The organism is Pseudomonas sp. HS6 (genome assembly GCF_023375815.1).
GTDB lineage: Bacteria > Pseudomonadota > Gammaproteobacteria > Pseudomonadales > Pseudomonadaceae > Aquipseudomonas.
In genome coordinates this window covers 2,217,368-2,243,416 of record NZ_CP067412.1, presented here as the reverse complement: position 1 = coordinate 2,243,416, position 26,049 = coordinate 2,217,368, and the positions used below count along the sequence as shown (strand labels likewise).

The window sequence follows — 26,049 nt, the reverse complement described above, 5'->3', positions numbered from 1 at the left end:
TGGGGGTACGGAATCGGTGTGGCTGGGAGGTGGGGGAGTTTATCAGGAATGGGAGGAGGGGGCTTGGGGGGAGGAATGGCAGAGTTGGTTTACAGCGTCCGATGTCCGGATCTGCTGAGCTCGCTCAACCTGCACCGGATTGAGCGAGACAAATCCGCCGCAGGATTGATAGCATGTGGCTATCAATGTCCACATTCTTGCAGGAACGGAATCCATGTCGAAAAAAATCCATGCGTTAGTGCTTTGCTTAGCCGGCCTCGTTGGCGCTATGCAGAATGCCGTTGCAGCTGACAACCTGTTCAAGAGCTACGCCTACGACACGCCAATCACGAAATACACCGAGGCTGGCGGTTACTATGATTGCTCGGCAGAGGTGGGCGCGCCCGCGCGGTGTATTGATGACGTGAATTTCATTGATCAGAAATTCACCGCTGGCCTGGTGTTCAGCGGTGACAAGCTGATTATGGTTTCACTGTTCGCACCCTATGAGCGTGAACTGTTTGGGCGTGCTATCGGCGCGCTGGCCAAATCGTTTGGTCTGGTCGCACTGGCTGACGGCAAGTCCATGCTGGATCTCGTCGATCTGGCGGCTAAAGCTAAAAGCAAGGATGAGTACACCGCTAAACTAACCAACTATGAAAGTGTCGCTCTAAACGCCAACAATCTTACCTACTCGTTTATTGAAGGCGCCGCCTCGATCAAAGGGACACCTACCGTTACTGGTTTGATGGCTGCCGCGCCTGCGAATGTCAGGGGGGCTGATCTGATTGTCACGGGCGAGGGCGAGGAATCGGTCATTATGATCAAGTTTTCTTTCCCGAAGCTTGACGAAAGCAAGCTTGTTGAGCAGACCAAGAAACCGGTCGAATCTTTCTAGGCTCGATGTTTTGGCGTGTAAAACGCCTCACCAGCAATGGAAAAGGGACAGGTTTGTTTGATCATTTTTTTTTGGGTGGTAAATGAATTTGTCCCCATTGTTTATGTAAGTTTAGAGGTCAAATGATGTTCGTGGATCTATCCATTGACCAGGTTATCGCAGTTTCTTCAAGTGTTGCTGCAGCTGTATCCGCAATTGCAACTCTTTGCACAGTTCTGCAGATCGCGGCTAACAAGAAATCTTCATACAAGCCAGAAGTGATTTTTGCTAGCACTAAATTTACAACGCGAGAAGTTAAAGACGACCCGAATGATAGAGGTCGTGATAAGCAGATTTCAGTGGATGTTTATAATATTGGGCTTGGCCCCGCGAAAAATATGAAAATAAGCTGGTCGTTTTCTATATCTTCCGCGCTCGCAAAAATTGATGCTTTGGCAGATTCAGGTGTCAATGTAAAAACATTTAAATATAAAAATGATTTCCTCTTTTCTAATGCGGAGGGCGGTTCGTCTTCCGCTTGGCGGAATCAAAAAACTATAATTATCGACTTTGTCTTGCCTGCGTCTGTAGATAAGCAATCATTAGTTGTTAGGATTCCTTATGTGTATAGCGTGCTATGGGAATCTTATGTAATTGCTGCCGTTTCCGATGATAAGGCCGACCTGATTGATAACTTTCCAGAGCTGGCGTTTAAAGTAAGCTATCAAGACGTTGCTGGGATTAAATATACAATTAGCCGAAAGCTAAAGTTTGATATTGTGTCTATTAGCCCCGGGGAAGGGGTAGCTGGCTCAGTTTCGAACTCGAAAGAATGATATATTGAGAACAATATGGTCAAATGTATTTAATTTTTAGTAATCACATCGTCTGATGTCCCGGCTGAGCCATCTCGTTCAGTGCTTAGTAAAAAGGGGACAGAATTATTTGTTTTTGACTTCTAGGTGGTAAATAAATCTGTCCCCATTTTTGCAGTCCAATTTTTGCAGTTAGCGATATGAGGCTTTCGATTTTTTGACGACAACTGAGGGAAGGCCAACAGTTTCAAGGAATATCGATATTCCAAGTGGGAGGGCTGGGTTTTTGGGGCCAAGTATTACTTCTTTTATAGGCGCTTTGAATTTCTCGTTAGAAAAACTTAAATCGATGTAGGGTACGGGGCAATTGTCGCGCATAAAGAACGTTATTTCGGAAGGCGGAAGCTCTTTTTCAAAGGCTGTTCCACCTGAGTCAGTAAGTTTTAGGCTGTTATTGCTTATTTCCGTATTTAGTAAGTGGAGCAGTCGAACTTCGTTTTCTTCATAAAAAGCTGGATTTTTTAATGCAACAAGATCCGCGTATAGGCGAAAGCATGCATATGAAAATCCATCGTCGCGGGAGTGGTTTTGGCTTTCTTGAACCTTGTAAATTGCAAGAATCGCGTTTTTCACTTCTTCTAATTGTTTTTCTCTGTTGTAAAGGATTTCAAGTGGCAGTGAGGCCATGTTTGTTAAAACTTCGGAGTCAAAACCGATGGCATAACCCTGGCCGTCGGCTGCATATGCGCGCCATTGGCTCAACACGTCACCTGTTTTTGAGAAGCAGGAAGCTAAACCTAGTCCTCTCGCGCTAGAAGCGTGAATTATATCGTCAATATCATCTAAAAAGTCCACCCCTACAAGTTTATGTAACTCTGTTGCTGCATCCTCCCAGACTTTATAACCCCATTGTAATTCTTGTGAATCGTTCATTGAGTTGATGTCGCTGAAGCGAATTTTTTTTCCGGTGCAGATTGCTAGAAATGTTTCTGCAGAGCAATAGTGATAAAGGCACTCTTCGGGTTTGGCGGTGTATTTGCGTTCTAGCATTTGTTGCTCCTGCGGGGCTAAGGTGTGCCGATCCGATCCGATCCGATCCGATCCGATCCGATCCGATCCGATCCGATGCTGATGCGTTGATAAAAAAATGATTATAAAAACGCTATCTCATAAAAGTAAACGGGGCAATGCTTCTCTCCTTTCGCCGTGATATCTCGAAATTTAGGCGCCCTGCAACGCCGAAAATAGCGCAGAACTAAAGACAAAAGGGACAGATTTATTTGTTTTGGATTTCTAGGTGGTAAATAAATCTGTCCCCATTGTTCCCATTGTTCCCATTGTTCCGATCCCCATTGTTCCGAATTAATGGGATCGAGTTATTTAATTTTTTAATTGGTTATTGTTAATGTTTTTTAAGATTTCTTTCCAAATATAGCGATAGCTGTAACGAAGCCAAAGAATCTTCAAATTGCCAAAAACTCGCCGCACCTTGTTTTGTTGACGAGTTCGCAGTTCTTTTTCAATCTCGTCTAACAGCCACTCATCCTTGAACCCCGTCCAAATTGGCGGTACTGGCGTCTCAAGATTGGCAAAGCACACGGGAGCCACTTCTGAATATAGTATGTCTTCAACAATTTTCAGATCGTAGGATTTAATTCGATCCGCGATGTATACGTAGTCGACTTCGTTGTCAACGAAGGCTTCAGCCAATGCTGTCTGGATCTTGACCTTATCTTCCGGAGTTAAAATACTTTCCAATGGGAAAGCTCCTATAAACCTTCGTCAAAAGTATCTGCAACTACGCTTCCGGCAATGCCACCTGCCATGCTGTCTTGTCAGTCTCTATTGTTGTTCCATCTTATTTCTTTGTGTAGTGTTTGTTTATTTCTGTCCAGATGTACTTGTAGCGAAATTCAAGCCAGCGAATCAGCAGCTTGTCTTTCTGTTTTTTGAAGTAGCTTTTTTCTCTGGCTTCTAAAGTCTCCTTTATGTCTGCCTCCAAATTTTCCAAATTGAAGGCGGACCATATCATAGGTATAATGGTCTCCAAGTTTGTATGGCAGACAGGCGCTACTTCCTGATAGAGGATTCTCTTGATCTCTTCGGGGTCGTAGTTTTCGGTCTCACGTGCAATTGCTTCATAGTCGACCTCGGTGTCGACAAATGCGTCGGATAATGCCCAGTAGACATAAGACCGTTCCTTGTCAGTCATCGAACGCCCCATGTCAGGAACTCCTCTAGTTCATCGTCAAGGCTATCAGCTGCGTATTCGCCAAGGATGCCTCCAGCTACGCTACCCGCAAGCACGACGGCAATAGCGCAAACAGGGGCGCCAGGACCGCACAGGAGCGAGATACTTAGGCCTGCCAATGCGCCACCAGCAGCTCCAACACCCAAAATGATTCCCTGTCGCCCGGTTTCTTTCGTTTTGTCGTCGGCTTTATAAATCTCAGATGCCGCAAAGGCCGCGGTAATTACCCAGGCCACCTTTCCTGTCACTTTCATGATCTTTGTGCCACGAGTGACCTTGGGATTGTCTACCCCTGATTTTTTCAATATCAGGTAGTGGACTTTAGTTTTTTCTACATCGGTTAAAAGATCGAATTTTTTCTTGAATAGTGAGTGGGCGTACTTGTCTAGGGTGGTTTGCAAAGTGGGGTCGTTGAGTTTTATGTATTCGGCAACAGCAACCCCTTGAGCTGATGTGAATTTCCGGTGCTCATTCATGATGTTGTTACGCATTTCTTGGCAATAAGCTACGCCATCTTTTGAGCTGACTTTTCCCGCCAGAACTTCGGCTTCAACCAGTCGGGACATCTCTTGAATTTTACTTTGATACTTCAAGCGAGTTTTAGCATCCTTTATAGCATCAGTGGCAAAACGTGCTGCTGCGCCTTCCATACCGGCAATCGCCATTTCCAACGGCGAGCTGTGAAGGTCATGCTCTCTTTTTAAAATGTAGCTGCCCGTAATGAGCATGGGTTCTGTCACGAGATGATCCTTATCCCTGAGTTTTGCTGAGAATGTTATCGAGGATTGATACACCGTCCGAAGCGTCTTCAGTACCGTAATCAATTGCGGTACAGACTTTGCCTGTCGGGTTTAAAAACTTTACGGTGTTCTTTGCGTCGAACACACCTTGCATTACGGATCCGTCTTCGAAGTGTGCGCTGCAGGAAAGCCCTTCATAGCTCTCGGCTGCCGGAATCTTAAAGCCGATCCAGTTCCCATGAACGACCATTGGAGTCGGCGGGGTAAACGGCGCAGGTGTATGTGAGTCGCCGATAATCACCGTTCCCGATCCACTGGTCACAACATCTCCATGTGAACCGACTGTGCCAACCAGCGCGGCATTTTTGCCGTTGATGAATACCGTGCCGGATACGGCGGAGGCCAGTGCGCTGCCGCAGGTGCAGGTGTCGCCCATTCTGGCTGCTGCGAGTCCGTTGAAGAATACGTCGGGGGATCCGGAGGCGATGGCTTTGGGGCCGTGTCCAGGGATGGGGCAACTGGTGGGATCGGTGATGCGTGCGGCGGGTTTTGCCATGTGTGACTCCCTGTCAACGGATTAGCTGGGACCGACTGTATCAGACTTGCTTTTGTGGGTGTCTGACGGCGACGTGCTCAGTGTCGGTCATCAATCTAAACAGCAAAATTTGCGTGTGTTTAAACGAAGCTCCCTGATACGCCTTTGGCCCTACACAACCTTGCGCCACCCCCTACACCTAAGACAGAATCCGCCGGCTTGTGCGTCTAGGCCGTGGCTTTTATCGTTCTCGGGTCACTGAAAACCAGTGATCGGGTTTGGTAGCCCGGATTCCGTCAGATGCACAGGACTACTGTTTTGCGGGGGCTTTCATCGTCTCCGTTCTATGGTGGTCATGCGCAGGGCGTCTTCGGATGCGCCGGTGTTCCTGACGGCCGGTCTACCAACCTGCGTATGGCCTCCGCCTTTCGTTTGGTAGCGAAGGTGATGGCTCCTAACTTTTATCTGTCGGGAGTTTCACTATGATCAAACCAACACCCAACCCACCAGAAACCGATCCGGTTTCACCTTATCAATTCCCTGATTCAAGAACCCTAAACGAAGCCGCCGAACGCGCCCTCGACCATTACCTCACCCCGCAACAACGCATCATGGGCAGTCACCACAAACACGACCCCATGTTCCTGGCCAATTCGGCTTACGACAGTGAATCGCTATTGGCCAACGCCAGCGAGTCCCTCAGCTCCATCGCCGAGATGCTCAACAACTTCGCCGCCATCCTGGAACCCGCCCACCGCAAAACCGCGCTGGGTATCGCGCAGGTGGTGATGGTCGCGGGGCTGGCTGTGAATCAGGCGTTGGATAACGTCGAACTCAAGGCGTAATCGAAAACCCTTCCGTGGCGCATTTTCAACACCTTGCCACGGAAGGGCGTCAGTTCTTGCTCCCAGTGACGTGGAGCAACAAGGAAATGAAACACATGGGCCGTGAACAGGCCTAGGGTACGGCGCTGGGTGCCGGTTTTGCAGCGGATTTGAAGGCCGGGGATCTGGCGTCGATGTCCACGGTCGAGGCGATTCAGTACAGCCTGGCGAATGCCGATATCGACTTGGGCAAGTTGCTGAAGAAGAGTTTCGAGGACCAACTGACGGCCAGCGGTCGTTTCAAGATTGTTGCCGACAACGAGCCCGCTGATGCGAAGATCAAGTTAACCGTGTTCTCCCTAAACCCCAAAGTTAAAGGCTATGGAAATTCGCGGTCTCGTTCCTTCAAAGCGTTGTACGGAATGCATCAACCAAGAAGGAAACATAATGAAGGTTCCACTTTTGGCGGCACACGTACAACTGAAGCCGGCAGTCAGGCAATCTTCGACCCTCATTCGCAGCGCAGGATTGTAGGTCGATGCGACCATGCCGCGAGGGTCTACAAATTCCAGGTCGCCGCCCACCGCTGCATCGTCCTCGCGGCCGCCGGCGTCGACCCAGTAAACCCCTGACCAAAAAGCACCGGGGTGCCCATGAAGGGAGTTGCTGTGGCCAGCCTCGTTAACGTTTGCCCACGCGTTGAGTTTCCACTCGAAGCTGGGTTCGGTTAATCCGTATTGATCGCTATGAACCGCTGTCAGTTGAATGGCGAAGTCGGTGGCGAACTTCACCAATGCTTCGCAGGCTTTGTCTCCCCATTCGGGGAAGTCGTTTGCAGACTGCCAGCCGCCTTCATTACTCCGATGTGCGCCGCGGCGATCTTCCGCCATACGGCGGGTGACTATAACTTTCAGTTCAGCATTGAGTCTTTCTGCATCAGGGAATTGGATACTCGCCAGGGGTGTTGCGAACAGCCGTCGAATCTTTATCAGTTCAGGATCTATTAGTGTGTTATTCGACTGCATTGAGTCTTGTCCAAATCTCGCTAATTGCAAAAAACTATACCGAGCGAAATGAATAACCGATGTAAACCTTTGTTAAAAATTGGTTGGTAAGTACAACAGAGCATTATTGAGGCGGCGGGTGATTGACTGAGAAATCCTCGCCTGCGGTTGCCCAAACCTGAACCCGCGCTGTCGATCAAGAAAGTTTCATCTTCCCACCCCAAGCAAGCGCCTACGATGCAGCCATAAGGTCGTGCTATTTCGCGTTTGATCCCAGGGGAGCCCCACCATGAGTGCCAATGTCGTCAAAGTGCTGTTGATCGCTGCAGCTGTCTCGGTATTGAGTGCCTGTTCGGGCTCCGGTGGGTTGACCACCACCAGTTGTTTTTCTTCGGATTGCCAGTCGCCGGAAGGGCGCGCCAGCGCCAATACGCTGAAGTTCGGCGGCACCGGTATTGGTGCCAGTCTCAACCAGTACAGCTCCGGCATGTTGCATGACGATTGAATAGAAAAGGGCGCCCATCGGGGCGCCCTTTTTCGTATGGCCTAGATCGCGCCGATGCGCTCGACAACCCGCTGCAAAGTCGGTCGCTTGGCCAGCCACTCATCCTTGGTGATCCCCAGTAACACCACGTCAATCCGCTCGCCGTCCTTGAGGATGTTCTGTCGTCTGACGCCCTCCAGCTCAAATCCGAACTTCTGATGCATTTTCACCACCGCCGGATTGCTCGCCAGCACTTCGCAATTGAGCTTTTCCAGTCCCGCTTCAGCAAATGCGTAATTCAGCATCCAGAACTCGACCACGCTGCCCAGGCCTTTGCCTTGTAGTTGAACGTCGAGGTAAAACGCCCAATCAGCCGTCTTCTGTACGGTGTTGATTGCATTGAGTGAAACAACGCCAACCGCGCGCTCTTCCTTGAGCACGACAAACACTTGCTGGCGCGAATTGCCTTTGAGGGACGTCAGCCAGTTTGCATGTTCCTGGTCGCTGATTTCGTGGGAGGTGTACATGAACTTGCGCACGTCTTCCTGGTTTCGAAGGGTGCGGACGTGGGCCTGGATGGCGGGGTTGGCCTCGGTGAGGGGGACAAACTGCATGGTGCTTTCCTTGTCGCGCGGGAGTTTGAAGCCCGATCGTTGATGTTCATGTTGTCGACCCAGGCAGGCGCCAGGGAGGGGTATTTGGGCGCATCGTTTTTCGAGAGCAACCGCGAAATAAGTGCCAAGTGCTTCAAGGCGATATTGAACGGCGTCAGTGTTTTGGTCAAAAAAAGGGCGCCTGTCGAGGGCGTCCTTTTTCGTTTTAGCTGTTTCGTCCTGAAAAACTCACTGCGGCCCAGCCAGCCATTCCCCAATAACCTTCTGATATTTCCCGGTCACCTTGCTCAGGTGCAACCACTGATCGACATACAGCTTCCAGCTCATGTCATCACGCGGCAGCAAATAGGCCTTTTCCCCGTACTGCATGAACTGCTCCGGGTTGACCGCGCACAAACCGGGTTTCTGTTTCTGCTGATACCGCGCTTCGGAAGCGTCGGTGATCATCACGTCAGCCTTGTTGTCGAGCAGTTGTTCGAAGATCGTCACGTTGTCATGCAAGGCCAGTTGCGCCTTGGGCAGGAAGGCGTGGACGAAGGCTTCGTTGGTGCCGCCGGCGGGTTCGACCAGGCGCACGTTCGGCTGGTTGATCTGCTCGATGGTCTGGTACTTGGACTGGTCGGCGCAACGCACCAGCGGGATTTTGCCGTCGACGTCGAGGGTGTTGCTGAAGTAGGCCTTTTTCTGCCGTTCCAGCGTCACCGAAATCCCGCCCATACCGATGTCGCATTTGCCGGCCTGCATGTCCGGCATCAGGGTTTTCCAGGTGGTCTGCACCCACTCGATCTTGACCCCGAGGCTGTCGGCCAGGGATTGCGCCATGGCGATGTCGATGCCTTCGAAACCGCCGTCTTCGCGTTTGAAGGTGTAGGGCTTGTAGTCGCCGGTGGTGCAGACGCGCAACTGGCCTTGTTGCTGGATGGTGTCCAGGTGTGAGACTGGCTCTTGTGCATGGGCGGTGCCGACCAGCGCCAGCAAACCGCAGAAGATCATCGTGCTTTTTTGAATTGTCATGGAGATCGGGCTTGTGCAGTGGGAGTGCGGGCCAGTGTAGTGAAAGGGTTTGCCGGGTGTCACCCCGCGTCCGGCCCAAGCGTTCCCAGCCACGCCACCAACCCCACAATCAACAGCGCAATGACCAGCTCAAATAGCACGCTGCGGCGTAGAGCATTGGCTGCCACTTGATACTGGCCTTCGCGCAACGATTGCCCCAGCAACGGGCCGAGGTGAAAGCGGTTCAACGCCGCTAAAACCAGCATGCCGGCGAACAGCACAACCTTGAGCGCCAGCAAAATCCCGTAAGAGCCGAGCAAGACGTCGCCCAACTTCGGGCCGACGATGAACAGGTAGTTCACCACACCGGTCACCGAGAGGATGATCACAATCGCCGCGCCCACGCATTCGAAACGTTTGACGGCATCGGCCAGCGAACGAATACGCACTTCGTTGAACAGCGCGTCGAGCTGCGACATCAAGATCAACGCCAACATGGCGCCCATCCACGCCCCCGCAGCGAGCAGGTGCAGGATGTCGCTGAGCAGATGCCAGGCGTCATCCATCGTCCCGTGCCCGCTCCAGGCCAGAGAGGCGAGGGCGAGTGCACCGGCTATCGACGCCAGCCACACACCCGGCCAGATCATCACGACGATTAGCGCAACCATCCGCACCGCCCACGCCAAGCCGACATCGGTCTCGTGCAGCATCATTTGCAGGTGCGGCCACAGCGCCGCGAATTCCGTTTCGCCACTCATGGCGCGGGTCATCAGCACCAGTCCCGCCACTGACAGCAATGCCCCGCTCAACGCCATCCCGCGCAGCATCGGCCGAAAGCGCAGCGTCGCGCCAACGCTGTACAACCCAAACAACGCCACCCCGAACAACAGCAGCAAATCCACGTACAACGCCATCCGCAGCAGGATGTTGATCAGGTCGGCCATCGATCATTTCACTTTAAACGTGACGTTGCCGGTAATCGGGTGAGTGTCTGATGACACCGCACGCCACTCGACCTTGTAGGTGCCGGCCGGCAAAGGCGAGAGCGGGGTGACGAGCATGGTTTTCGGGTCGCTGCCAGCGCTGACTTTGGCCTTCATCGGCATCGGCGAGTGGGCCATGCCGGGCATTTCGGTCATGACCAGTTTGGCGCCGGAGAACTGGGTCATCAGGTTCTCGGAAAAATGCAGTTCGATTTTCTCCGGCGGCGCGCCGTCCGCGCCTTCGGCCGGGGTCGACGACAGCAGTTTCGGGTGGGCCTGGGCCAGGGAGCTCAAGAGCAATCCGGTGGCCAGGATGAAGGTTGTTTTGATCATGCGCATGCGAGGCCTCTTACCGCTCTTCGGCGGTGGTTTGCAGGGTTGGATGAAACGGATTCAGAACCACAGCCGCACGCCGAGGACGAGTCGCGCTTCACTGCGATCCTCGCCTTCTTCCCGTGCGTAATCGGCGGTGTTGCCGTAGGTGCGGTTCCAGGTCACGCCGATGTACGGCGCGAATTCGCGGCGGATTTCATAGCGCAGACGCAAGCCGGCTTCGGTGTTCGAGAGGCCGGAGCCGAGGCCCCGTTTCGGGTCGTTTTTGCCGTAGACGTTGAGTTCGGCGGTTGGCTGCAGGATCAGTCGATTGGTCAGCAAAATGTCGTAGTCGCCCTCCAGCCGCACCGCGCTCTGACCGTTTTCGCCGAGGAACGCCGTGGCTTCGGCTTCGAAGTTGTACAGCGCCATGCCTTGCAGACCGAATGCGGCCCAGGTTTGCGGAGCGCCGGGTTTGAAGTCCTGACGCACGCCGCTGACCACGTCCCACCACGGCGAGATCGCGTGGCCCCACAGCGCCTGGATTTCCGCGTCTTCGGTCTTGCCGTTGCTGCGTTCGCCCTCGGAGCGCAGCCACAGGCGATCGATATCGCCGCCGATCCAGCCGGACAAATCCCACGCCAGCGTGCTGGCGTCGTCGCCGTTCTGCCATTCGAGTTTATCGGCGAGGAAGTAAGTGTTGATGGCGCTGTCGTGCACCTGGTGGCCGCCATGGCTGCTGAACACGGCGGCACGGTCGGCGTCGGTCAGGGCCGGGATCGGCGTGCGGCTTTCGGTCGGCGCGGCGGGCTGCATCATGCCGTCGTCCATGCTTTGCAGATCGCCCATCTGGCTGTGGTCCATGCCCTGCATGTCGCTGGCGGCGAACGCCGAAGACAGCGAGAGAAGTGACAACGAAAACACGGCAAATCGAGTCATGGTCGACGTCCTCATTCTTCCACCCGCACTTCACGGAACATGCCCATTTCCATGTGATAAAGCAGATGACAATGAAAGGCCCAACGGCCCAGCGCATCGGCAGTCACGCGATAGCTGCGGCGGGTGCCGGGGGGCATGTCGATGGTGTGTTTGCGCACCTGGAAGTCGCCGTTATCGTCTTCCAGATCGCTCCACATGCCGTGCAGGTGGATGGGGTGGGTCATCATCGTGTCGTTGACCAGCACCAGGCGAATGCGCTCGCCGTATTTCAATCGCAGGGGCTCGGCGTCGGAGAACTTGATGCCGTTGAACGACCAGGCGAATTTCTCCATGTGGCCGGTGAGGTGCAGCTCGATGGTGCGGCTAGGGTCGCGGCCGTCGGGGTCTTCGAAGGTGCTGCGCAGGTCGGCGTAGGTCAGCACGCGGCGCCCGTTGTTGCGCAGGCCGAGGCCGGGGTCGTCGAGTTTCGGCGCGGTGGTCATGGCTTGCATGTCCACCAATGGATTGTCCTTTTCGCTGTCGGGGTGCGACTGCATCGGGCCCATGTTCATGCTGGCGTGGTCCATGCCGCTCATGTCCATGGAACCGTGATCCATGCCGCCCATGCCCATGTCGTCCATGGTCACCAGCGGGCGCGGGTCCAGCGCCGGCACCGGGGCCGACAAACCGGTGCGGGCGGCGAGGGTGCCGCGGGCGTAGCCGGTGCGGTCCATGGCCTGGGCGAACAGAGAGTAGGCGTCGGCGGCGGGCTCGACGATCACGTCATAGGTTTCCGCTACGGCGATGCGCAACTCGTCGACGGTCACCGGTTTGACGTGCAGGCCGTCGGCGGCGACCACGGTCATTTTCAAGCCGGGAATTCGCACGTCGAAGTAGGTCATGGCCGAACCGTTGATCAGCCGCAGACGCAGTTTTTCACCGGGGCGGAACAGTCCCGTCCAGTTGGAATCGGGGGCGTGGCCATTCATCAGGAAGGTGTAAGTAGCGCCGCTGACATCGGCGATGTCGGTGGGATTCATCTTCATCTGCGCCCACATCGAGCGGTCGGCGACGGTGGCGCCCCAGCCTTTTTCGCCGACGTCATGGATGAAATCGCCGACGGTGCGCTTGTGGAAGTTGTAGTAGTCGGACTGCTTTTTCAGGGTCTTCATCAGGCTGGCCGGGTCTTCGTCGGACCAGTCGCTGAGCATCACCACGTAGTCTCGGTCGTACTGGAACGGCTCCGGTTCCCGGGCGTCGATCACCAGTGGTCCGTAGACGCCGGCCTGTTCCTGCAACCCGGAATGGCTGTGATACCAGTAGGTGCCGTGCTGGCGAACCGTGAATTGGTAGACGTACACGCCGCCCGGTTCGATGCCGTGAAAACTCAGGCCCGGCACGCCGTCCATGTTGGCCGGCAGCAGAATCCCGTGCCAGTGGATCGAGGTGTCTGCCTTGAGCCGGTTGCGCACCCGCAGTGTCACCGTGTCGCCTTCACGCCAGCGCAGCAGCGGGCCGGGTACGCCACCGTTGATGGTCATCGCGGTACGCGGCTGGCCGGTGAAGTTGACCGGGGTTTCGCCGATGAACAGCTCGAAGTCGGTGCCGCTGAGCTCGTTCACCTGGCCGGGGCTGTTCAACGCCCAGACCGGCGTGCGCCACAGGCCTAGGCCGCCGAGCAAGCCGCCAGCGGCCAGGCCTTTGACGAAGGTGCGTCTTGAGGTGGTGGAAGGCATGCGCTGGAATTCCCCGTTTGACGAATGACGGGGAGGCTAACCAGCGCGAGCTTTCAGTTGGCTGAGGCGCGGATTACAGTTGCGTCAGGTTCAGTCGCGGGGCGACGACAAGGTCCTACAACCCGAGACCCTCCTGAACCACCGACAACAGGTTGTTTTCTGTCAGCGCAATGGCATCCAGCTGTTGCCCGGTTTCGATGGTTTGCAACCACCAATGACTCTCGCCGTGTTCATCGACGGTACGCAGCAGCGAAGCTTCCTTGCCCTGCAAAACGATTTGCACGCGACCGGCACCGTCTTCGGTGAAACGCGCGATGGGATCGAACGTCAGGCTGTGATGGTTGGCGTCGATGATCAATTGGTCGATGGCGTAGTCATGCGTCTCGCCATCAGGCGAACGTTCGCAGACATGGGTAGGATTTCGCCGAATCTTCAGTCCTACCTCGGTGACCGGTTGCAACCAGCCCTCGATGCGGTGATACAGGTCGTAGACCACCGCCGGCCAGCAATCGATTTCCAGTTCGGCGCAGGTGATGTCGTCCGCGTGGGTGTGCCGGGTTTGCTTGAGCTTCGCGGCGAGTTCGTCTGCTTTACTCATTTCGGGATCCCTGTTTTTGGTGTCTGCTTGTTAATCGTAGACCTTTCAACGTAGTACAGCTTTGCCTTGCGTCATGCGCTTGCAACACTGGCATGACTCAATCAGCCCCTGACCACTTGACGGTCAGATCACTAAAACCACGGACGCACGCGTCCCAAGGAACGGGAAGATGAAAAAGCTTTTTACAATCATGGCGCTGATTGCGCTGACGGTCGGTAGCATCGGCCTGAGTTCGGCGCGCCAGTCACATGCCAACAAGGCACCGACGGAATCGGTGGCGGGGGTGTTCGATTACTACCTGCTGACGCTGTCCTGGTCGCCGACGTTCTGCCTGACTCACAAGGATGACCCGCAGTGCACTGGCAAGGGCTACGGTTTTGTCCTGCATGGCCTGTGGCCGCAATACGCCAAGGGCGGCTGGCCGGAATCCTGCCCGCCGCTGACCAACCTGTCGGCCGCCGAAACGGCCAAGGGCCTGACGCTGTTCCCGACGAAAAAGCTACTCGATCACGAATGGAGCAAGCACGGCACCTGCAGCGGTCTCGGTGCAATGGGCTACTTCGACGAAGCGGATAAAGCCGTGGCAGCGGTGACAATCCCGCAAGAGCTGCAACCGTTCAGCAACTCTTATTACTTCGAAGCGCAGGAAATCGCCGATCTGTTCCGCAAGAGCAACCCGGGTATCCCGGCCGACGGCATCGCCGTGATCTGCAGCGGCCCGGAACTCTCGGAAGTGCGGGTGTGCATGGGCAAGGATCTGCAATTCGGCGCCTGCGGCAAGGGCGTGAAAACCCAGTGCCGGGCGGGTGATATCCGGGTTCCGCCGTCGCGCTGATTTGATTGGATTTCGGTAGTAAAAAACAGGCGCCTCTTCAGGCGCCTGTTTTTTTGCGTGCGGGTTTGAACAACGCCGCGACTTTGTTCATGCTTGCGCACCAATGGATGATGACGCGACACCGCAAGGAGCTTGTTCATGAGCGGAAAACCCGCTGCCCGAGTGACCGATCCGACCGCCTGCCCGTTGCCGGGACATGGCACCAACCCGATTGTCAGTGGTTCGCCAAATGTGAATTTCGACGGGCTGCCCGCTGCACGAATGACGGACAAGTCGGCGTGTGGCAGTCCGATTACCGGTGGCGTTGCCTCGACGGTTTTTATCAATGGCCTGAACGCCGCAACCCTGGACAGCACCGGTGGTCACGGGAATGTAGTTGTGGGCGGTTCTGGCACCGTCATCATCGGCGATACCGTGGTGATCGCTCCCTTCAGCGGTCTGCTGCCAATGCCGGTGCACTTCACAGACAAGTTGCAGTTGGTGAACGACACCACCGGCGAACCGATGCCGAATCATCCGTACATGATTCAGCGTGCGGACGGTCGGATGGAGCATGGCGTGTCTGACGCCTCTGGTTTCACCCACACCATCAGTTCGCATCTTCCCGAAACCATCAAACTGTTTCTGGAGGAATGAGGCATGGGTGCGGAAACGGTCACGTGCGAGAAAGGCAACAATTACAAGGTGCACAAGGAACATACGCTGACGGACAAGAAGGATGTCAGTGTGAAGGCTGTGCCGGTGGAGAGTACCAAGGCGGTTGTTGTGTTTGTGGGAGGCGCTGGGGATAAGGAGAGTTATTATTTTTCAGGGCCATATGGAAACATTCAAGAAGCACGTAAGTACTTCGATCAGCGCGTTCAGGATTTGGCAACGGAGGGAAAATATAAATCGGATTGGTTGGGGTACAACGAAGTCAAAGGAAAGAAAGATATTCAGCGGTATGTTCTAAGCCTGATCCCTTACAAAAGCTGCCCCGTATATATCGTTGGTCACAGCCTCGGTGGCTGGAATGGCGCGCACCTGACAAAGATCATGTCTGAGTGGGGATACCGGGTTCAGATGCTGGTTACCCTTGATCCCGTGGGTGAGGGCGCTTTGGTCTGGTTGGGCTCAGATATCTATTTTGACCGTCCTGATCCGGTCGCGGCCAACTGGGTCAATATCAAGGCTACGCCTAGCAAAAGAGACCCTTCAGATGGGGTCGCCGACTTTGGCGAGAAATGGCTTGTCACTTGTGGCCCGTCACTGAACGTGAATGTGGATACCAATCATGCAAACGCTTTGGGTCTGTTTACCGCACGTATCACGGGAAATAAGTCTGCTGGTGATCTGCTATTTGACTCGATCATGGAGGAATTTTCCTGATGTTTAGATTGTTCGCTTGCCTGCTTTTCATTATTTGTTCTGGTTGTGCAAAAGACCATGTATGGCCTCCAGCGAATTTGAACTATGTGTCTGTTGAGAGAGACAGATCTTTATATGTAATCAGATATCAGTCGAATGTTGATGTTTTGGATCTTTTTGGCCGGGGAGAGAGGGTAGGAATGGCTTCAGGCATGCTTCATTGTGCCTTGGCTGATGATCAGGATTTCTCGGTTGGTAAAGCGATTCGGTTTTCAGCGTTTGGCTTGATATCGCCCGATAAAAGAGACGGAGCCCCAGCTGGATACTCTTATCTTACCCATGCTTTCATTTCCGAGACCTCTAGCGACCGAAGCTCGGAAAGATACTTGTCAGTGGCAGAAATCAACCAACTCCTCTCAGGCAAACAACAAATCCCCTGCAAAGTCGTCGTCACCGCTTACGGCTACAAACCCTACTACTCAAACACTATGAACCTCCCGGTCGCAGACCTGCTGCGCGAAATCAACAAGCCCTGAGCCGGCTTGAGGCGTGAGGGCCTCAAAAAATAAATCGCCTCGCAGGTCATCCATTTCGACTGCGCGCCGATATCAACGGGGTCGGGATTGTCTCGGTGGCACTTGGTTGCCCCGTACTATCCGGTGGGCTACGCTCACAAAAAACAAGGGTTTCGGGCCTTTGCCCCTGTCGTACCTGCCCAGGACACGCTTTTGCCTATCCCCATTCACGATCCGCACCAGGCCCCCGGCGGCACACTCAAGCGTTTGCCGCTACGCAAGGCGGCGGTGCTGTTCATCGTTGCGGTGTGTCTGTGCCTGTCCGGTCTGCTGTATTTGCAGATCGAACAGTCGCGCCGGCAGGATCTGGCGAATGCGCAGATGTCTTCGGCCAACCTGACCCGGGCGATGGCGCAGCAGGCCGAAGACACCTTTCTGGCTGCCGATCTGGTAATGACCAGCCTGGTCGACTGGATTCAGGAAGACGGCTATGGCGCGGCGCAGAAGCCGCGCCTGCAGAGAACCCTCGCTCGCCGAGTGCAGCAACTGGATCAGTTGCATGGCATGTTCCTGTTCGATCGCGAAGGGCAGTGGGTGATCACCTCGTTCCCTGACCTGCCTCGCGATAATGGCGTGGCGGATCGTGAGTACTTCAAGTTTCACCAGCAGAACGTGTCGGCCGTGGCACACATTGGCCCGGCAATCCGCAGCCGTGAAAACGGCGAGTGGATAATCCCGATCTCCAAGCGGGTGAACGACCGCGCCGGTAATTTCCAGGGCGTGTTGATGGCCGGCATCAAGATGTCGTACTTCGACAAGTTCTTCAAAAGCTTCAGCCTGGACGACAACGGCACCATGTTTCTCGGTTTGACCGATGGCACGCTGCTCGCGCGTCGTCCGTTCGACGAGTCCTTGATTGGCACCTCGCTGGCCAAGGGCGAGATCTACCAGACGCTGTTGCCAAACGCCTCAGCCGGCACGGCGATGATCGATTCAGTGGTCGATGGGGTTACGCGCCTTTATGGCTATCGACAGCTCGAAAGTTATCCGCTGGTGGTGTCTGCCTCTTCATCGCGGGACACGATTCTCAAGGGCTGGCATGACCGCGCCTTTCAGTCCAGCGTGATCGTGGCGCTGGTGATGCTCGGCGTGGGGCTGTTTGGCTGGGTGTTCATCCATCAGGTGCGCGACGGTGAGCGGATCGAGAAAAACCTGATCAAGGCTCAGCGGGCATTGGAGCTGATTGCCACTCACGACAGCCTGACCGGACTGGCCAACCGGCGCCTGTTCGAGCAGTCGCTGGAAATCGAGTTCGCCCGGGGCGCCCGGCAGTCGAGCCCGGTGAGCCTGATCATGCTCGATATCGATTTCTTCAAGCGCTACAACGATGCCTACGGGCATGTGGCGGGCGATCATTGCCTGACGCAAGTCGCGCTGGTGGTGAAGAACTGCTGCCAGCGCAAATCCGATCTGGCAGTGCGCTACGGCGGCGAAGAGTTTGCGGTGCTGTTGCCGGACACCGACATCAACGGCGCGTTGGCGATTGCCGGGCAGATCCGCCGCAGCGTCATGGACAAACACATCACCCACAGCGGCTCGCCCACCGGTTATCTCACCGTGAGCCTGGGCTGTTATTCGTTTATCCCGCTGGGCAACGACAGTCCTGAATTGTTCATTCAACGTGCCGATGCCGCGCTGTATCAGGCCAAGAACGCGGGTCGCAACCGTGCCGCCGTGTTGTCGATGGACGGCGGCATTGGCGAGTTGCTGCGTTCGGATCGCTGACGGAAAAGGGTTCAGACACAGACCATGATGCGCTCACCATGGCCTGCTCTTGTTCGTTCAGCTGCCGGTGCCGGCTCCGGATCCACCCGTCCCGCCACCCGCTGCCCCCGTGCCGCCTCCGGCCCCCGAGCCTGAGCCACTGGCGCCGCCGTTGGTTCCGGTACCTGATTCCATTCCGTCGGATGGGCCGTCGTTAGGTCTGGTAGTGGTGCTGTCTGGCGGCATGTTCGAGCCGCTGTTGGCGCCGGAATGGGTGCCCGACGTGTCAGCACCGTCATTGGCGGCAAAACTGGCGGCCGACGCTGTGGCCAACAAACCGGCCAGGAGCATCGAGGTCAAAGTGCGCGTCTTCATGGTACGTCTCCAGAAAGGGGATTTACCTGATATTGGTCTGAAGCGCGCCTTGCTTGGTGCCGACCGGGTGACCAGCGGTACTCAGAAGTCCACGGTCGCCGAGACTTTCAGCGTGCGCGGCGTGCCCTGGGTCAGGTAGCCGCCGTTGGCCGAGGCCCAATAGGCTTCGTTGGCGACGTTTTCCAGATTGGCCCGCAGGGTGATCTGTTTTTCGTCCAGTTTGAAGGCGTAGCGCGAGCCGAGATCGAAGCGTGTCCATGCCGGAATGCTTTGGGTGTTCGCTGCGTTCAGGTACTGGCCACCGGTGCGCAACATGCGGGCGCTGAGGGCGGCGCCTTCGAGCCCCGGGATGTCCCAGTCGGCGCCGAGGTTGAACTGGAAGCGTGGCACCCCGACGGCTCGGTTGCCGTCATTCACGCCGTTGCTGCTGCCTTCCAGCTCCGTCTTCATCAAGGTCGCACCGCTGAGCAGGCGCAAGCCGTCGAGCGGTTCGCCGTAGACGTTGAGTTCCACACCTTTGTTGGTCTGCTGGCCATCGACCCGGAAGATACCGTCCTGCGTATAGCTCGACGGTTGCTCGATGCGGTAGACGCCGAGGCTGGCGCCGTAGCTGCCCATGTCCAGGCGCACGCCGGCCTCGACCTGTTTGCTGCGCACCGGGGCGAAGGTTTCGTCGCGGTTGATCGCGGTGGTCGGCGGCGTCGGGCCCTTGGCCAGGCCTTCGATGCGGTTGGCATAGAACGACACGTGTTCCCACGGCTTGATCACCAGGCCGTAGACCGGGGTGGTGATCGACTCGTCATAACTCGATGTACGGGCGCCGGTGACGGTGCTCCAGCCATCGACTTTCAGCTCCTGACGGCGCACGCCTAGGGTTAGCAGGATGCGGTCATCGACGAAGCCGAGGGTGTCGGAAATCGCCTCGCTGCGCAGGGTGTTCTTGCCGGTGATGCGCGGGTCGTTGATGTCGCTGGCGAACGAGGTGGCGGGTGGGCGCGGCTTGTCGGTGACGTTGTACAGGTTGGTGCTGTAGCGCCCGGCGCTGCCGACGGTTTCGTAGGCCGAGCGCTGCTCACCCCAGATGCCGGCCCAGCCGAGGTTCAACTGGTGCGTGACGGGGCCGGTGTCGAAGCGACCGTTGAGACCAGCCATGGCACTTTGGTTGTCTTCGTCGTGGGGCGAATAAAGCATGCCGCCGCGGGCACTGCCGTTGAGGTCGGTGACAGTCAGCGACGAGTACACGCCGTTCTCGCGGGTATGCTTGGCGCCGCCGGACACGTAGGCCGTCCAGTTGTCATTCAAATCATATTCGGCGCGGGCCATGCCGAAGGTGTCTTCAAGTTGCGAATAGCTCCAGCTCTGGGCATAGCTGGCGTTGGCGTCCGGCACCTTGGGGGCTTTCTTCAGGCTTGAATCGACATAGATCACCGAGCGCCCCTGGTTGATCACCTGTTTCTGATAGCCGAAGTCGGTCGAGACCCGCAGACGTTCGCCGCGATAGTCCAGGCCGACGCTGAACAGCGACGAACGCTGGTCTTCGTCATCGACGGCGGTGTCGCCTTCACGCTGCATCAGGTTGACCCGTGCACCGAAGCGGTTGTCCTCGCCAAAGCGCTGGCCCAGGTCCAGATGGCCGCCGACCCGACCGTCTGCGCTGTAATCGAGGGTGACGCTGCGGGTCGGCGTGTCCATGGCGCGTTTGGGTTGCAGGTTGATCCCGCCACCGATGCCGCTGCCGCTCGGGGTCACACCGTTGACGAATGCGTTCGGGCCCTTGAACAGTTCGACCCGATCCAGTGCTTCGACGGCGATGATCTGTCGGGGCAACACGCCGTAGAGGCCGTTATAGGAAATGTCATCGGAGGCCAGCGGCAGGCCACGAATCATAAACATCTGGGAGAAGTTGCCGAAGCCGTTGGACTGGCGCACCGAAGAGTCGTTGAGCAGCACATCGCCGACGGTTTGCGCCTGTTGGTCGGCCATGGTCTTGGCGGTGTAACTGGTGACGCTGAAGGGCAGGTCGTTGACTTCCTGATTACCGAGCATGCCGATCTGCGCGCGGCGGGCGACTTGCTCGCCGCCGTAGGTGTCGCCACTGTCGTCACGCAGCGCACTGACATTGGTGGCGCCCAGTTCCAGCGCACCGTCCGCCGCGACTTTCGGGGCCACGGTGTAACCGTTGTGGCCTGTGCTGATCAGTTCGAAACCGCTGCCTTCCAGCAATCGGGCAAAACCGCTCTGCACGGTGTAACTGCCTTGCAGGCCCGGGCTCTGGCGATTGCCCAGTTGCGCCGGATCGAACGACAGCGGCACGCCGACGCTGACTGCAAATTGTGCCAATACATGACTGAGCAGGCCGGGGCCGATGTTGACGCTCTGGCTGGCGCTTTCGCGGGTGCTATCGGCGGCGTGACCGAGGGTCGGCAGCAGCGCGCCGAAGGCCAGGGCAAGGCTCAGCTTCAGAGCCTTGAGCGGGAAAGTGGCGGGGCGAGGCGTGGGCAATGCGGTCATTCGGCGATCCTGTCGAGCGCGTGGAATTGAAAGGTCTATCCACTCACCGAACGAGTCGCGAAAAGGTATCAATGAACATTGAAAATATTTTCGAAGGGTTCAGACACGAGGTTCCACCGATAGCCAATAGCGGGTCAGGCTGTTGATGTTCAGCGGCAGGGTGTCGCTGAGCAAACGCAGGCTGGCATCGGTGTCGCGCAGGGAAAACGCCCCTGAGACGCGCATCGCCGCGACATCCGGATGACAGCGCAAGACACCCCGACGGTAACGGCTCAGTTCACCGAGTAATTCGTCCAGGCGCATGTTGCTGGCCAGCAGCATGCCTTTGTCCCAGGCCAGGCTTGCGGTATCGAAAGTTTCGGCGCTGTCGAAACCGTTCAGTTTGAAGCGCTGGCGCTCGCCGGCCTTCAGAATTGCGTTTTGCTTGAGCAGTTCCGGGGTGATTTGCACCTGGCCCTCCAGCACGGACACCAGGCTGCGCGAACCTTCGGTGCGCACGCAAAAACGTGTACCGAGCGCACGGGCCACGCCTTGTGGGGTTTCGACAATAAACGGGCGGGCGGCGGCATCGCTGGCGGTGTTGATCAGCACCTCGCCGTTGAGCAGCAGGACCCGGCGCTCGACCGGGCTGAAAGCGATGTTCACGGCGCTGTCGGTGTTGAGCAGCAACTGAGTACCGTCCGGCAGTTGCAGCGTTTTTTGCTCGCCGACGGCGGTGCGCTGATCAGCGGTCCATTGCTGCCACGGCACATGTTGCGAGGCGATGCCCAGCGGTCCCGCCATCAACAGCAGGCCGAGGCGGGTGAGGGTCTGGCGACGGCTGAGGCCTTCTTTGCGCGAAGCCCGTTGCAAGGTCTGGATCGCCACATTGGCCGGCACGCTGCGCAAATCCCCCAGCAGCGCTTCGGCTCGCAGCCAGGCCTGCGCGTGTTCGGCGCTGCGGCTGCGCCATTGGGCGATGGCCTGATGATCGGACGGCGAGGCGGTGCCCGAATGCAATTGCACCAGCCAGTCGGCGGCTTCACCGAGAATCTGCGGATTAATCATCGACGAACTCATCAGGCGACACTCAGGCAGGCAATGAACGCGGCGCGCATGTGGCGTTTGACGGTAATCAGCGAAACGTTCAGGCGCGTGGCGATCTGCGCGTAGGTCAGGCCTTCGATCTGCGACAGCAGGAAGGTGTCGCGGGTCTGTGCCGGCAACTCGCGCAGCAACGCTTCGATGCGCCACAGGGATTCGAGTATCAGATAGCGGGTCTCCGGCGACGGCACCTCGGCGGCGGGCAGGCTGGCGATGGTTTCCAGGTAGGCGCGCTCGATGTCCTGACGGCGCCAGCGGTCGATCACCAGACCTTTGGCGATGTGCGTCAGCAGCGCCCGGGGTTCGCTGCCCAGCGGTTTGATCACCTGGCGGGTCAGCAGGCGCAGGAACGTATCGTGCGCCAGATCCGCCGCATCGCAGCGATTGCCCAACTTGCGCTGCAACCAGCCCTGCAGCCACCCGTGGTGTTCGCTGTAGAGCGTCTGGACTTGCTGATTCAACGGCTGATCGAGGGACGACATGAAGGGCAGGTACTCGTTTCGGGCGTCCGTTGCCTGGTTGCAATGTAGAGGTGCAATCGAGAGTGCGAAAAGTGTGCAATTAAGAATTGATCGCATTCTAGTGGCACATAACGAGCGCTGGCAATTACCCCTCTGCACTTTCTTTTCTGACGCCAACCAAGTGGCCTACTCGTCTTCCGGGAGATTGGCTATTTGCCTGGCCCGCCCCCAGGTCTAACGTAGCCACACATTCACTTGCCCCGGAGAGTCACCATGAAACCTCGTGTCGATTTCTACACCGCTTCCCCAGATGCCCTGAAAGCGATGATCGCCCTGGAAACCGCCGTCTCGAAACTGCCGCTGGAAAAGACCCTGATCGAACTGGTCAAGCTGCGTGCCTCGCAAATCAACGGCTGTGCGTTCTGCATCGACATGCACACCGCTGACGCGATCAAGGGCGGCGAAACCCCACGTCGACTGTTCGCCGTGACGGCCTGGCGCGAAGCGCCGTTCTTCACCGACCGTGAACGCGCCGCGCTGCTGTGGACCGAATCCCTGACCCAACTGAGCCTGACCCACGCGCCGGACGAAGATTACGAAGCCGTCGCCGCCCAGTTCTCGCCGAAAGAAATGGTCGACCTGACCGTGGCGATCAGCACCATCAACAGCTGGAACCGTCTGGCCGTGGGCTTTCGTAAAACCCCACAAGCCTGATCGATCAATGTGCATCGGCACTCGGCGCGGCCGGTGGTTGCACCTTGCGCATCAAGGGCACCATCGCCGTGGCGATCACGAAGCACACCATGATCATCAGGAACGTGTCGCCATAGGTTTGGGTCTGCGCCTCGCGGTAAGTCAGTAGCCATAACTGATGCAGGCCGGCGGTGATGCCGACGTCACCGCTCTGACCCAGTGCGGCGAAATTGCCGCCAACCTGGGCCAGCCACTGATTCAAGGCTTCGTTGCTGCTGTTCAGATGCTCCGCCAACCGGGTGAAGTGCAGGTTGGTACGGTCGTTGAGAATGGTCGCGCACGCGGCAATCCCGATTGCACCGCCCAGGTTGCGCATCAGGTTGAACAGGCCCGAGGCGTGTTTCAACCGCGCCGGGGCCAAACCGCCGAGGGTCAACGTCACGGCCGGCGGCACCGCCAGTTGCTGGGCAATCCCGCGAAGGGCTTGCGGCAGCATCAATTGCCCGGCACCCCAATCGTGGGTGATCGGACTGAATTCCCACATCGACAATGCGAACAACGCCAGCCCCGCCATCATGATCCAGCGCAGATCAATGCGATTGGCGAGAAAGGCGTACAGCGGAATCGCCATGATCTGGAACACGCCGGTGGAGAAAACCGCCAGACCAATGTCCAGCGCACCGTAGCCGCGCACCCGGCCGAGAAACAGCGGCGTCAGGTAAATCGTCGCGAACAGGCCGATTCCGGTGACAAAGGAAAAGAAGCAACCAAGGGCGAAATTGCGATCCTTGAGGGCGCGCAGATCGACGATCGGATTGGCCACGTGCAGCGTGCGACCGACAAACGCCACGCCGGCCAGGGCGCTGATCCACGCCGTGATCAAGATGGTCTGATCGCTGAACCAGTTCCAGCGCGGGCCTTCTTCGAGGGTGTATTCCAGGCAGCCGAGAAACAGCGCGAGAAACACCATGCTCAGATAGTCAGCGCCCTTGAGCAGCGACAGTTCCGGCTGATCGATCTTCACCAGCATCGGGACTGCCACGGCGACGAAAATCCCCGGCACCAGATTGATGTAGAACAGCCAGTGCCAGGACGAAATGTCGGTGATCCAGCCACCGATTACCGGGCCCAATGTCGGTGCCAGCGATGCCACGGCGCCGATGGTCGCGGCGGCGATCACTCGCTGTTTGCCGGTGAAGAAAAAGAACGCCGTGGTGAACACCAGCGGAATCATCGAGCCGCCGAGAAACCCTTGCAGCGCCCGAAAGGCAATCATGCTCTGGATGTTCCAGGCCGCGCCGCATAAGAGGCTGGCGAGGGTGAAGCCGACCGCCGAAGCGCAGAACAACCAGCGCGTGGAGAACACCCGTGACAGCCAACCCGACAGCGGGATCACGATGATCTCGGCGATCAGGTAACTGGTCTGCACCCAGGCCGTTTCATCGGTGCCGGCGGACAAGCCGCCGCCGATATCCCGCAGCGAGGCAGAGACGATCTGAATGTCCAACAGCGCGATGAACATGCCGATGCACATGGTGGCGAAGGCGAACACTTTGGTCGCCGTCGCCATCTCGGCGGCATTGAACGGCTGCGCGGAGGCGGTGAGGACGGTGCTCATGGCGCGCTGGCCACGGCGGTGGTTTCAGGTTGGGCGCGGGTGTCGACTTCAGCCGTCACCGACAGGCCCGGACGCAGGTGGCCGAGCACGCCGTCGGCGGGGTCGAGCAGGATCCGCACCGGCACCCGCTGGACGATCTTGGTGAAGTTGCCCGTGGCGTTTTCCGGCGGCAGCACGCTGAACTGCGAACCGGTGGCGGGGGCGAGGCTGTCGAGGCGACCGTGGAATTCCTGACCGGACAACACGTCGGCGCGGATGCTCACGCGCTGGCCGGGTTTCATCCGCGCCAGTTGGTCTTCCTTGAAATTGGCATCGACCCACAGGCCGCTGGCCGGCACCACCGACAGCTGTTGCGAACCGGCCTGGGCATACGCGCCGACCCGCGCACGACGGTTGCCGATCACGCCGTCGACCGGGGCGCGCAGTTCGGTGTAACCGAGGTTGAGTTGCGCCAGATCACGTTCGGCCCGGGCTTGCTGAAGGGCGGCGCGGGCCTGTTGTTTCTGGGTTTCGATCACGGTGAGTTGGCGTTGTGCAGCCAGCAATTCGGCCTGGGCTTTGGCGCTCAAGGCTTGCGCGGTCTTGAAGGTGGCGTCGGCCCGTTGAGCGCTTTCCACCGAGACTGCATTGGTGGTCACCAGGCGTTTGTAGCGTGCGTTGTCGTCCCGGGAACGGGCAGTTTCGGCACCGGCGGCATCGATGCCGGCGCGGGCCTGGCCGATCACTGCTTGCTGCAATTGTTCGGTGGCATCGAGGTTGGCCAGCAGCGCTTCTTCGGCGGCGACGGCGCCTTCGGTCTTGGCCAGATTGGCGCGGTAATCCCGGGCGTCGAGGCGGATCAGCACGTCGCCGGCCTTCACTGGCTGGTTGTCGCTGACCAGCACTTCTTCGATGTAACCGGCGACTTTCGGCCCGATCACCGTGACGTCACCGCCGATGTAGGCATCGTCGGTCTCTTCGAGAAATCGACCGGCACCCCACCAATGCACGGCATACAGCCCGGCAAATACCAGCGCGGCCAGACCCGCAGTGGGCAACAGCAGGCGTTTGAGCAGGGGAGGTTTGGGGGCGCTGACCGGAACGGCGAGATCGGGTTCAACGGTGGGCATGCTGGTCATGGCGTGATACCTGCGAAGCGATGGTGCTATTACGGCTGTAATATGACGCGAGTAATATTTTGTGGC

General features: G+C 57.3%; 29 protein-coding genes. 10 read left to right on the top strand and 19 right to left on the bottom strand.

Annotated features, from left to right (window positions below):
* Positions 1-175: 175 nt before the first annotated feature.
* Together JJN09_RS10280 and JJN09_RS10275 are read left to right on the top strand one after the other, a co-directional pair.
* On the top strand, positions 176-877 hold the full coding sequence (locus JJN09_RS10280) for a hypothetical protein (RefSeq protein WP_249490025.1): 702 nt from the start codon (positions 176-178) through the stop codon (positions 875-877).
* 131 nt (positions 878-1,008) lie between these two features.
* Entirely contained in the window at positions 1,009-1,692 is a 684-nt protein-coding gene (locus JJN09_RS10275; RefSeq protein WP_249490024.1) for a hypothetical protein, read from the top strand.
* A gap of 171 nt (positions 1,693-1,863) precedes the next feature.
* Here JJN09_RS10275 and JJN09_RS10270 read toward each other — a convergent pair whose 3' ends face one another.
* The 5 genes from JJN09_RS10270 to JJN09_RS10250 all read right to left on the bottom strand — a co-directional run bounded on the left by JJN09_RS10270 (position 1,864) and on the right by JJN09_RS10250 (position 5,218).
* Positions 1,864-2,721, bottom strand: coding sequence for a DUF2971 domain-containing protein (locus JJN09_RS10270; protein ID WP_249490023.1), 858 nt, complete (start codon positions 2,719-2,721; stop codon positions 1,864-1,866).
* A 330-nt stretch (positions 2,722-3,051) separates the two neighbouring features.
* Positions 3,052-3,429 (bottom strand): hypothetical protein, encoded by a 378-nt coding sequence (locus JJN09_RS10265; protein WP_249490022.1) that lies wholly within the window; start codon positions 3,427-3,429, stop codon positions 3,052-3,054.
* Positions 3,430-3,529: 100 nt separating this feature from the next.
* Positions 3,530-3,895: a hypothetical protein gene (locus JJN09_RS10260; protein WP_249490021.1), complete on the bottom strand. Its 366-nt coding sequence runs from the start codon at positions 3,893-3,895 to the stop codon at positions 3,530-3,532.
* Positions 3,880-4,662 carry a hypothetical protein gene (locus JJN09_RS10255; protein WP_249490020.1) on the bottom strand — a complete coding sequence of 261 codons (783 nt, stop codon included), beginning with the start codon at positions 4,660-4,662 and terminating at the stop codon, positions 3,880-3,882. The genes JJN09_RS10260 and JJN09_RS10255 overlap by 16 nt, the downstream gene beginning before the upstream one ends.
* A 10-nt stretch (positions 4,663-4,672) precedes the next feature.
* Positions 4,673-5,218 carry a PAAR domain-containing protein gene (locus JJN09_RS10250; RefSeq protein ID WP_249490019.1) on the bottom strand — a complete coding sequence of 182 codons (546 nt, stop codon included), beginning with the start codon at positions 5,216-5,218 and terminating at the stop codon, positions 4,673-4,675.
* A 461-nt stretch (positions 5,219-5,679) separates the two neighbouring features.
* On the opposite strand from JJN09_RS10250, the gene JJN09_RS10245 reads away from it, so the two are divergent.
* Entirely contained in the window at positions 5,680-6,042 is a 363-nt protein-coding gene (locus tag JJN09_RS10245) for a hypothetical protein (protein WP_249490018.1), read from the top strand.
* A gap of 338 nt (positions 6,043-6,380) precedes the next feature.
* Here the strand turns inward: JJN09_RS10245 and JJN09_RS10240 are convergent, their stop codons facing one another.
* Complete coding sequence (locus JJN09_RS10240) at positions 6,381-7,046, bottom strand: TIGR02466 family protein (protein ID WP_249490017.1); 666 nt, start codon at positions 7,044-7,046, stop codon at positions 6,381-6,383.
* Between the two features lie 268 nt (positions 7,047-7,314).
* Here JJN09_RS10240 and JJN09_RS10235 point away from each other — a divergent pair, with 268 nt between their 5' ends.
* The gene (locus JJN09_RS10235; protein WP_085712578.1) at positions 7,315-7,530 is read left to right on the top strand and encodes a hypothetical protein; all 216 of its coding nucleotides are present in this window, start codon (positions 7,315-7,317) and stop codon (positions 7,528-7,530) included.
* 41 nt (positions 7,531-7,571) lie between these two features.
* Here the strand turns inward: JJN09_RS10235 and pseH are convergent, their stop codons facing one another.
* The 7 genes from pseH to JJN09_RS10200 all read right to left on the bottom strand — a co-directional run bounded on the left by pseH (position 7,572) and on the right by JJN09_RS10200 (position 13,663).
* Positions 7,572-8,123: a UDP-4-amino-4,6-dideoxy-N-acetyl-beta-L-altrosamine N-acetyltransferase gene (gene pseH, locus JJN09_RS10230; protein ID WP_249490016.1), complete on the bottom strand. Its 552-nt coding sequence runs from the start codon at positions 8,121-8,123 to the stop codon at positions 7,572-7,574.
* 228 nt (positions 8,124-8,351) lie between these two features.
* Entirely contained in the window at positions 8,352-9,137 is a 786-nt protein-coding gene (locus JJN09_RS10225; protein ID WP_249490015.1) for a transporter substrate-binding domain-containing protein, read from the bottom strand.
* Positions 9,138-9,196: 59 nt separating this feature from the next.
* A complete protein-coding gene (gene copD / locus JJN09_RS10220; protein ID WP_249490014.1) occupies positions 9,197-10,060 on the bottom strand; it encodes a copper homeostasis membrane protein CopD in 864 nt (287 codons plus the stop codon).
* A gap of 3 nt (positions 10,061-10,063) precedes the next feature.
* Positions 10,064-10,438: a copper homeostasis periplasmic binding protein CopC gene (copC, locus tag JJN09_RS10215; RefSeq protein ID WP_249490013.1), complete on the bottom strand. Its 375-nt coding sequence runs from the start codon at positions 10,436-10,438 to the stop codon at positions 10,064-10,066.
* 54 nt (positions 10,439-10,492) lie between these two features.
* Positions 10,493-11,350 (bottom strand): copper resistance protein B, encoded by an 858-nt coding sequence (locus tag JJN09_RS10210; protein WP_249490012.1) that lies wholly within the window; start codon positions 11,348-11,350, stop codon positions 10,493-10,495.
* Between the two features lie 11 nt (positions 11,351-11,361).
* The gene (locus JJN09_RS10205; RefSeq protein WP_249490011.1) at positions 11,362-13,065 is read right to left on the bottom strand and encodes a copper resistance system multicopper oxidase; all 1,704 of its coding nucleotides are present in this window, start codon (positions 13,063-13,065) and stop codon (positions 11,362-11,364) included.
* Between the two features lie 115 nt (positions 13,066-13,180).
* The gene (locus tag JJN09_RS10200) at positions 13,181-13,663 is read right to left on the bottom strand and encodes a hypothetical protein (RefSeq protein ID WP_249490010.1); all 483 of its coding nucleotides are present in this window, start codon (positions 13,661-13,663) and stop codon (positions 13,181-13,183) included.
* A 169-nt stretch (positions 13,664-13,832) separates the two neighbouring features.
* Between JJN09_RS10200 and JJN09_RS10195 the strand changes: the two genes are divergently transcribed.
* From JJN09_RS10195 to JJN09_RS10175, 5 genes are all read left to right on the top strand, one after another.
* Positions 13,833-14,498, top strand: a complete 666-nt coding sequence (locus tag JJN09_RS10195) for a ribonuclease T2 (protein ID WP_096822029.1) — start codon at positions 13,833-13,835, stop codon at positions 14,496-14,498.
* Between the two features lie 138 nt (positions 14,499-14,636).
* A complete protein-coding gene (locus JJN09_RS10190) occupies positions 14,637-15,134 on the top strand; it encodes a PAAR domain-containing protein (protein WP_249490009.1) in 498 nt (165 codons plus the stop codon).
* A 3-nt stretch (positions 15,135-15,137) separates the two neighbouring features.
* Positions 15,138-15,866, top strand: coding sequence for an alpha/beta hydrolase (locus JJN09_RS10185; RefSeq protein ID WP_249490008.1), 729 nt, complete (start codon positions 15,138-15,140; stop codon positions 15,864-15,866).
* Positions 15,866-16,381, top strand: a complete 516-nt coding sequence (locus tag JJN09_RS10180) for a hypothetical protein (RefSeq protein ID WP_249490007.1) — start codon at positions 15,866-15,868, stop codon at positions 16,379-16,381. Before JJN09_RS10185 ends, JJN09_RS10180 begins: the two co-directional genes overlap by 1 nt.
* A 192-nt stretch (positions 16,382-16,573) precedes the next feature.
* Entirely contained in the window at positions 16,574-18,145 is a 1,572-nt protein-coding gene (locus JJN09_RS10175; protein WP_249490006.1) for a sensor domain-containing diguanylate cyclase, read from the top strand.
* Between the two features lie 57 nt (positions 18,146-18,202).
* On the opposite strand, the gene JJN09_RS10170 is transcribed toward JJN09_RS10175, so the two are convergent.
* From JJN09_RS10170 to JJN09_RS10155, 4 genes are all read right to left on the bottom strand, one after another.
* Positions 18,203-18,499: a hypothetical protein gene (locus tag JJN09_RS10170; RefSeq protein WP_249490005.1), complete on the bottom strand. Its 297-nt coding sequence runs from the start codon at positions 18,497-18,499 to the stop codon at positions 18,203-18,205.
* A gap of 81 nt (positions 18,500-18,580) precedes the next feature.
* Positions 18,581-21,010: a TonB-dependent receptor gene (locus tag JJN09_RS10165; RefSeq protein WP_249490004.1), complete on the bottom strand. Its 2,430-nt coding sequence runs from the start codon at positions 21,008-21,010 to the stop codon at positions 18,581-18,583.
* 99 nt (positions 21,011-21,109) lie between these two features.
* Positions 21,110-22,069 carry a FecR domain-containing protein gene (locus JJN09_RS10160; protein ID WP_249490003.1) on the bottom strand — a complete coding sequence of 320 codons (960 nt, stop codon included), beginning with the start codon at positions 22,067-22,069 and terminating at the stop codon, positions 21,110-21,112.
* Entirely contained in the window at positions 22,069-22,575 is a 507-nt protein-coding gene (locus JJN09_RS10155) for a sigma-70 family RNA polymerase sigma factor (RefSeq protein WP_249490002.1), read from the bottom strand. The genes JJN09_RS10160 and JJN09_RS10155 overlap by 1 nt, the downstream gene beginning before the upstream one ends.
* Positions 22,576-22,827: 252 nt before the next feature.
* On the opposite strand from JJN09_RS10155, the gene JJN09_RS10150 reads away from it, so the two are divergent.
* Positions 22,828-23,268, top strand: a complete 441-nt coding sequence (locus tag JJN09_RS10150; RefSeq protein ID WP_249490001.1) for a carboxymuconolactone decarboxylase family protein — start codon at positions 22,828-22,830, stop codon at positions 23,266-23,268.
* A 4-nt stretch (positions 23,269-23,272) separates the two neighbouring features.
* On the opposite strand, the gene JJN09_RS10145 is transcribed toward JJN09_RS10150, so the two are convergent.
* Both JJN09_RS10145 and JJN09_RS10140 read right to left on the bottom strand, forming a co-directional pair.
* Complete coding sequence (locus JJN09_RS10145; protein ID WP_249490000.1) at positions 23,273-24,865, bottom strand: DHA2 family efflux MFS transporter permease subunit; 1,593 nt, start codon at positions 24,863-24,865, stop codon at positions 23,273-23,275.
* Positions 24,862-25,983 carry an HlyD family secretion protein gene (locus JJN09_RS10140; protein WP_249489999.1) on the bottom strand — a complete coding sequence of 374 codons (1,122 nt, stop codon included), beginning with the start codon at positions 25,981-25,983 and terminating at the stop codon, positions 24,862-24,864. The genes JJN09_RS10145 and JJN09_RS10140 overlap by 4 nt, the downstream gene beginning before the upstream one ends.
* Positions 25,984-26,049 lie beyond the last annotated feature (66 nt).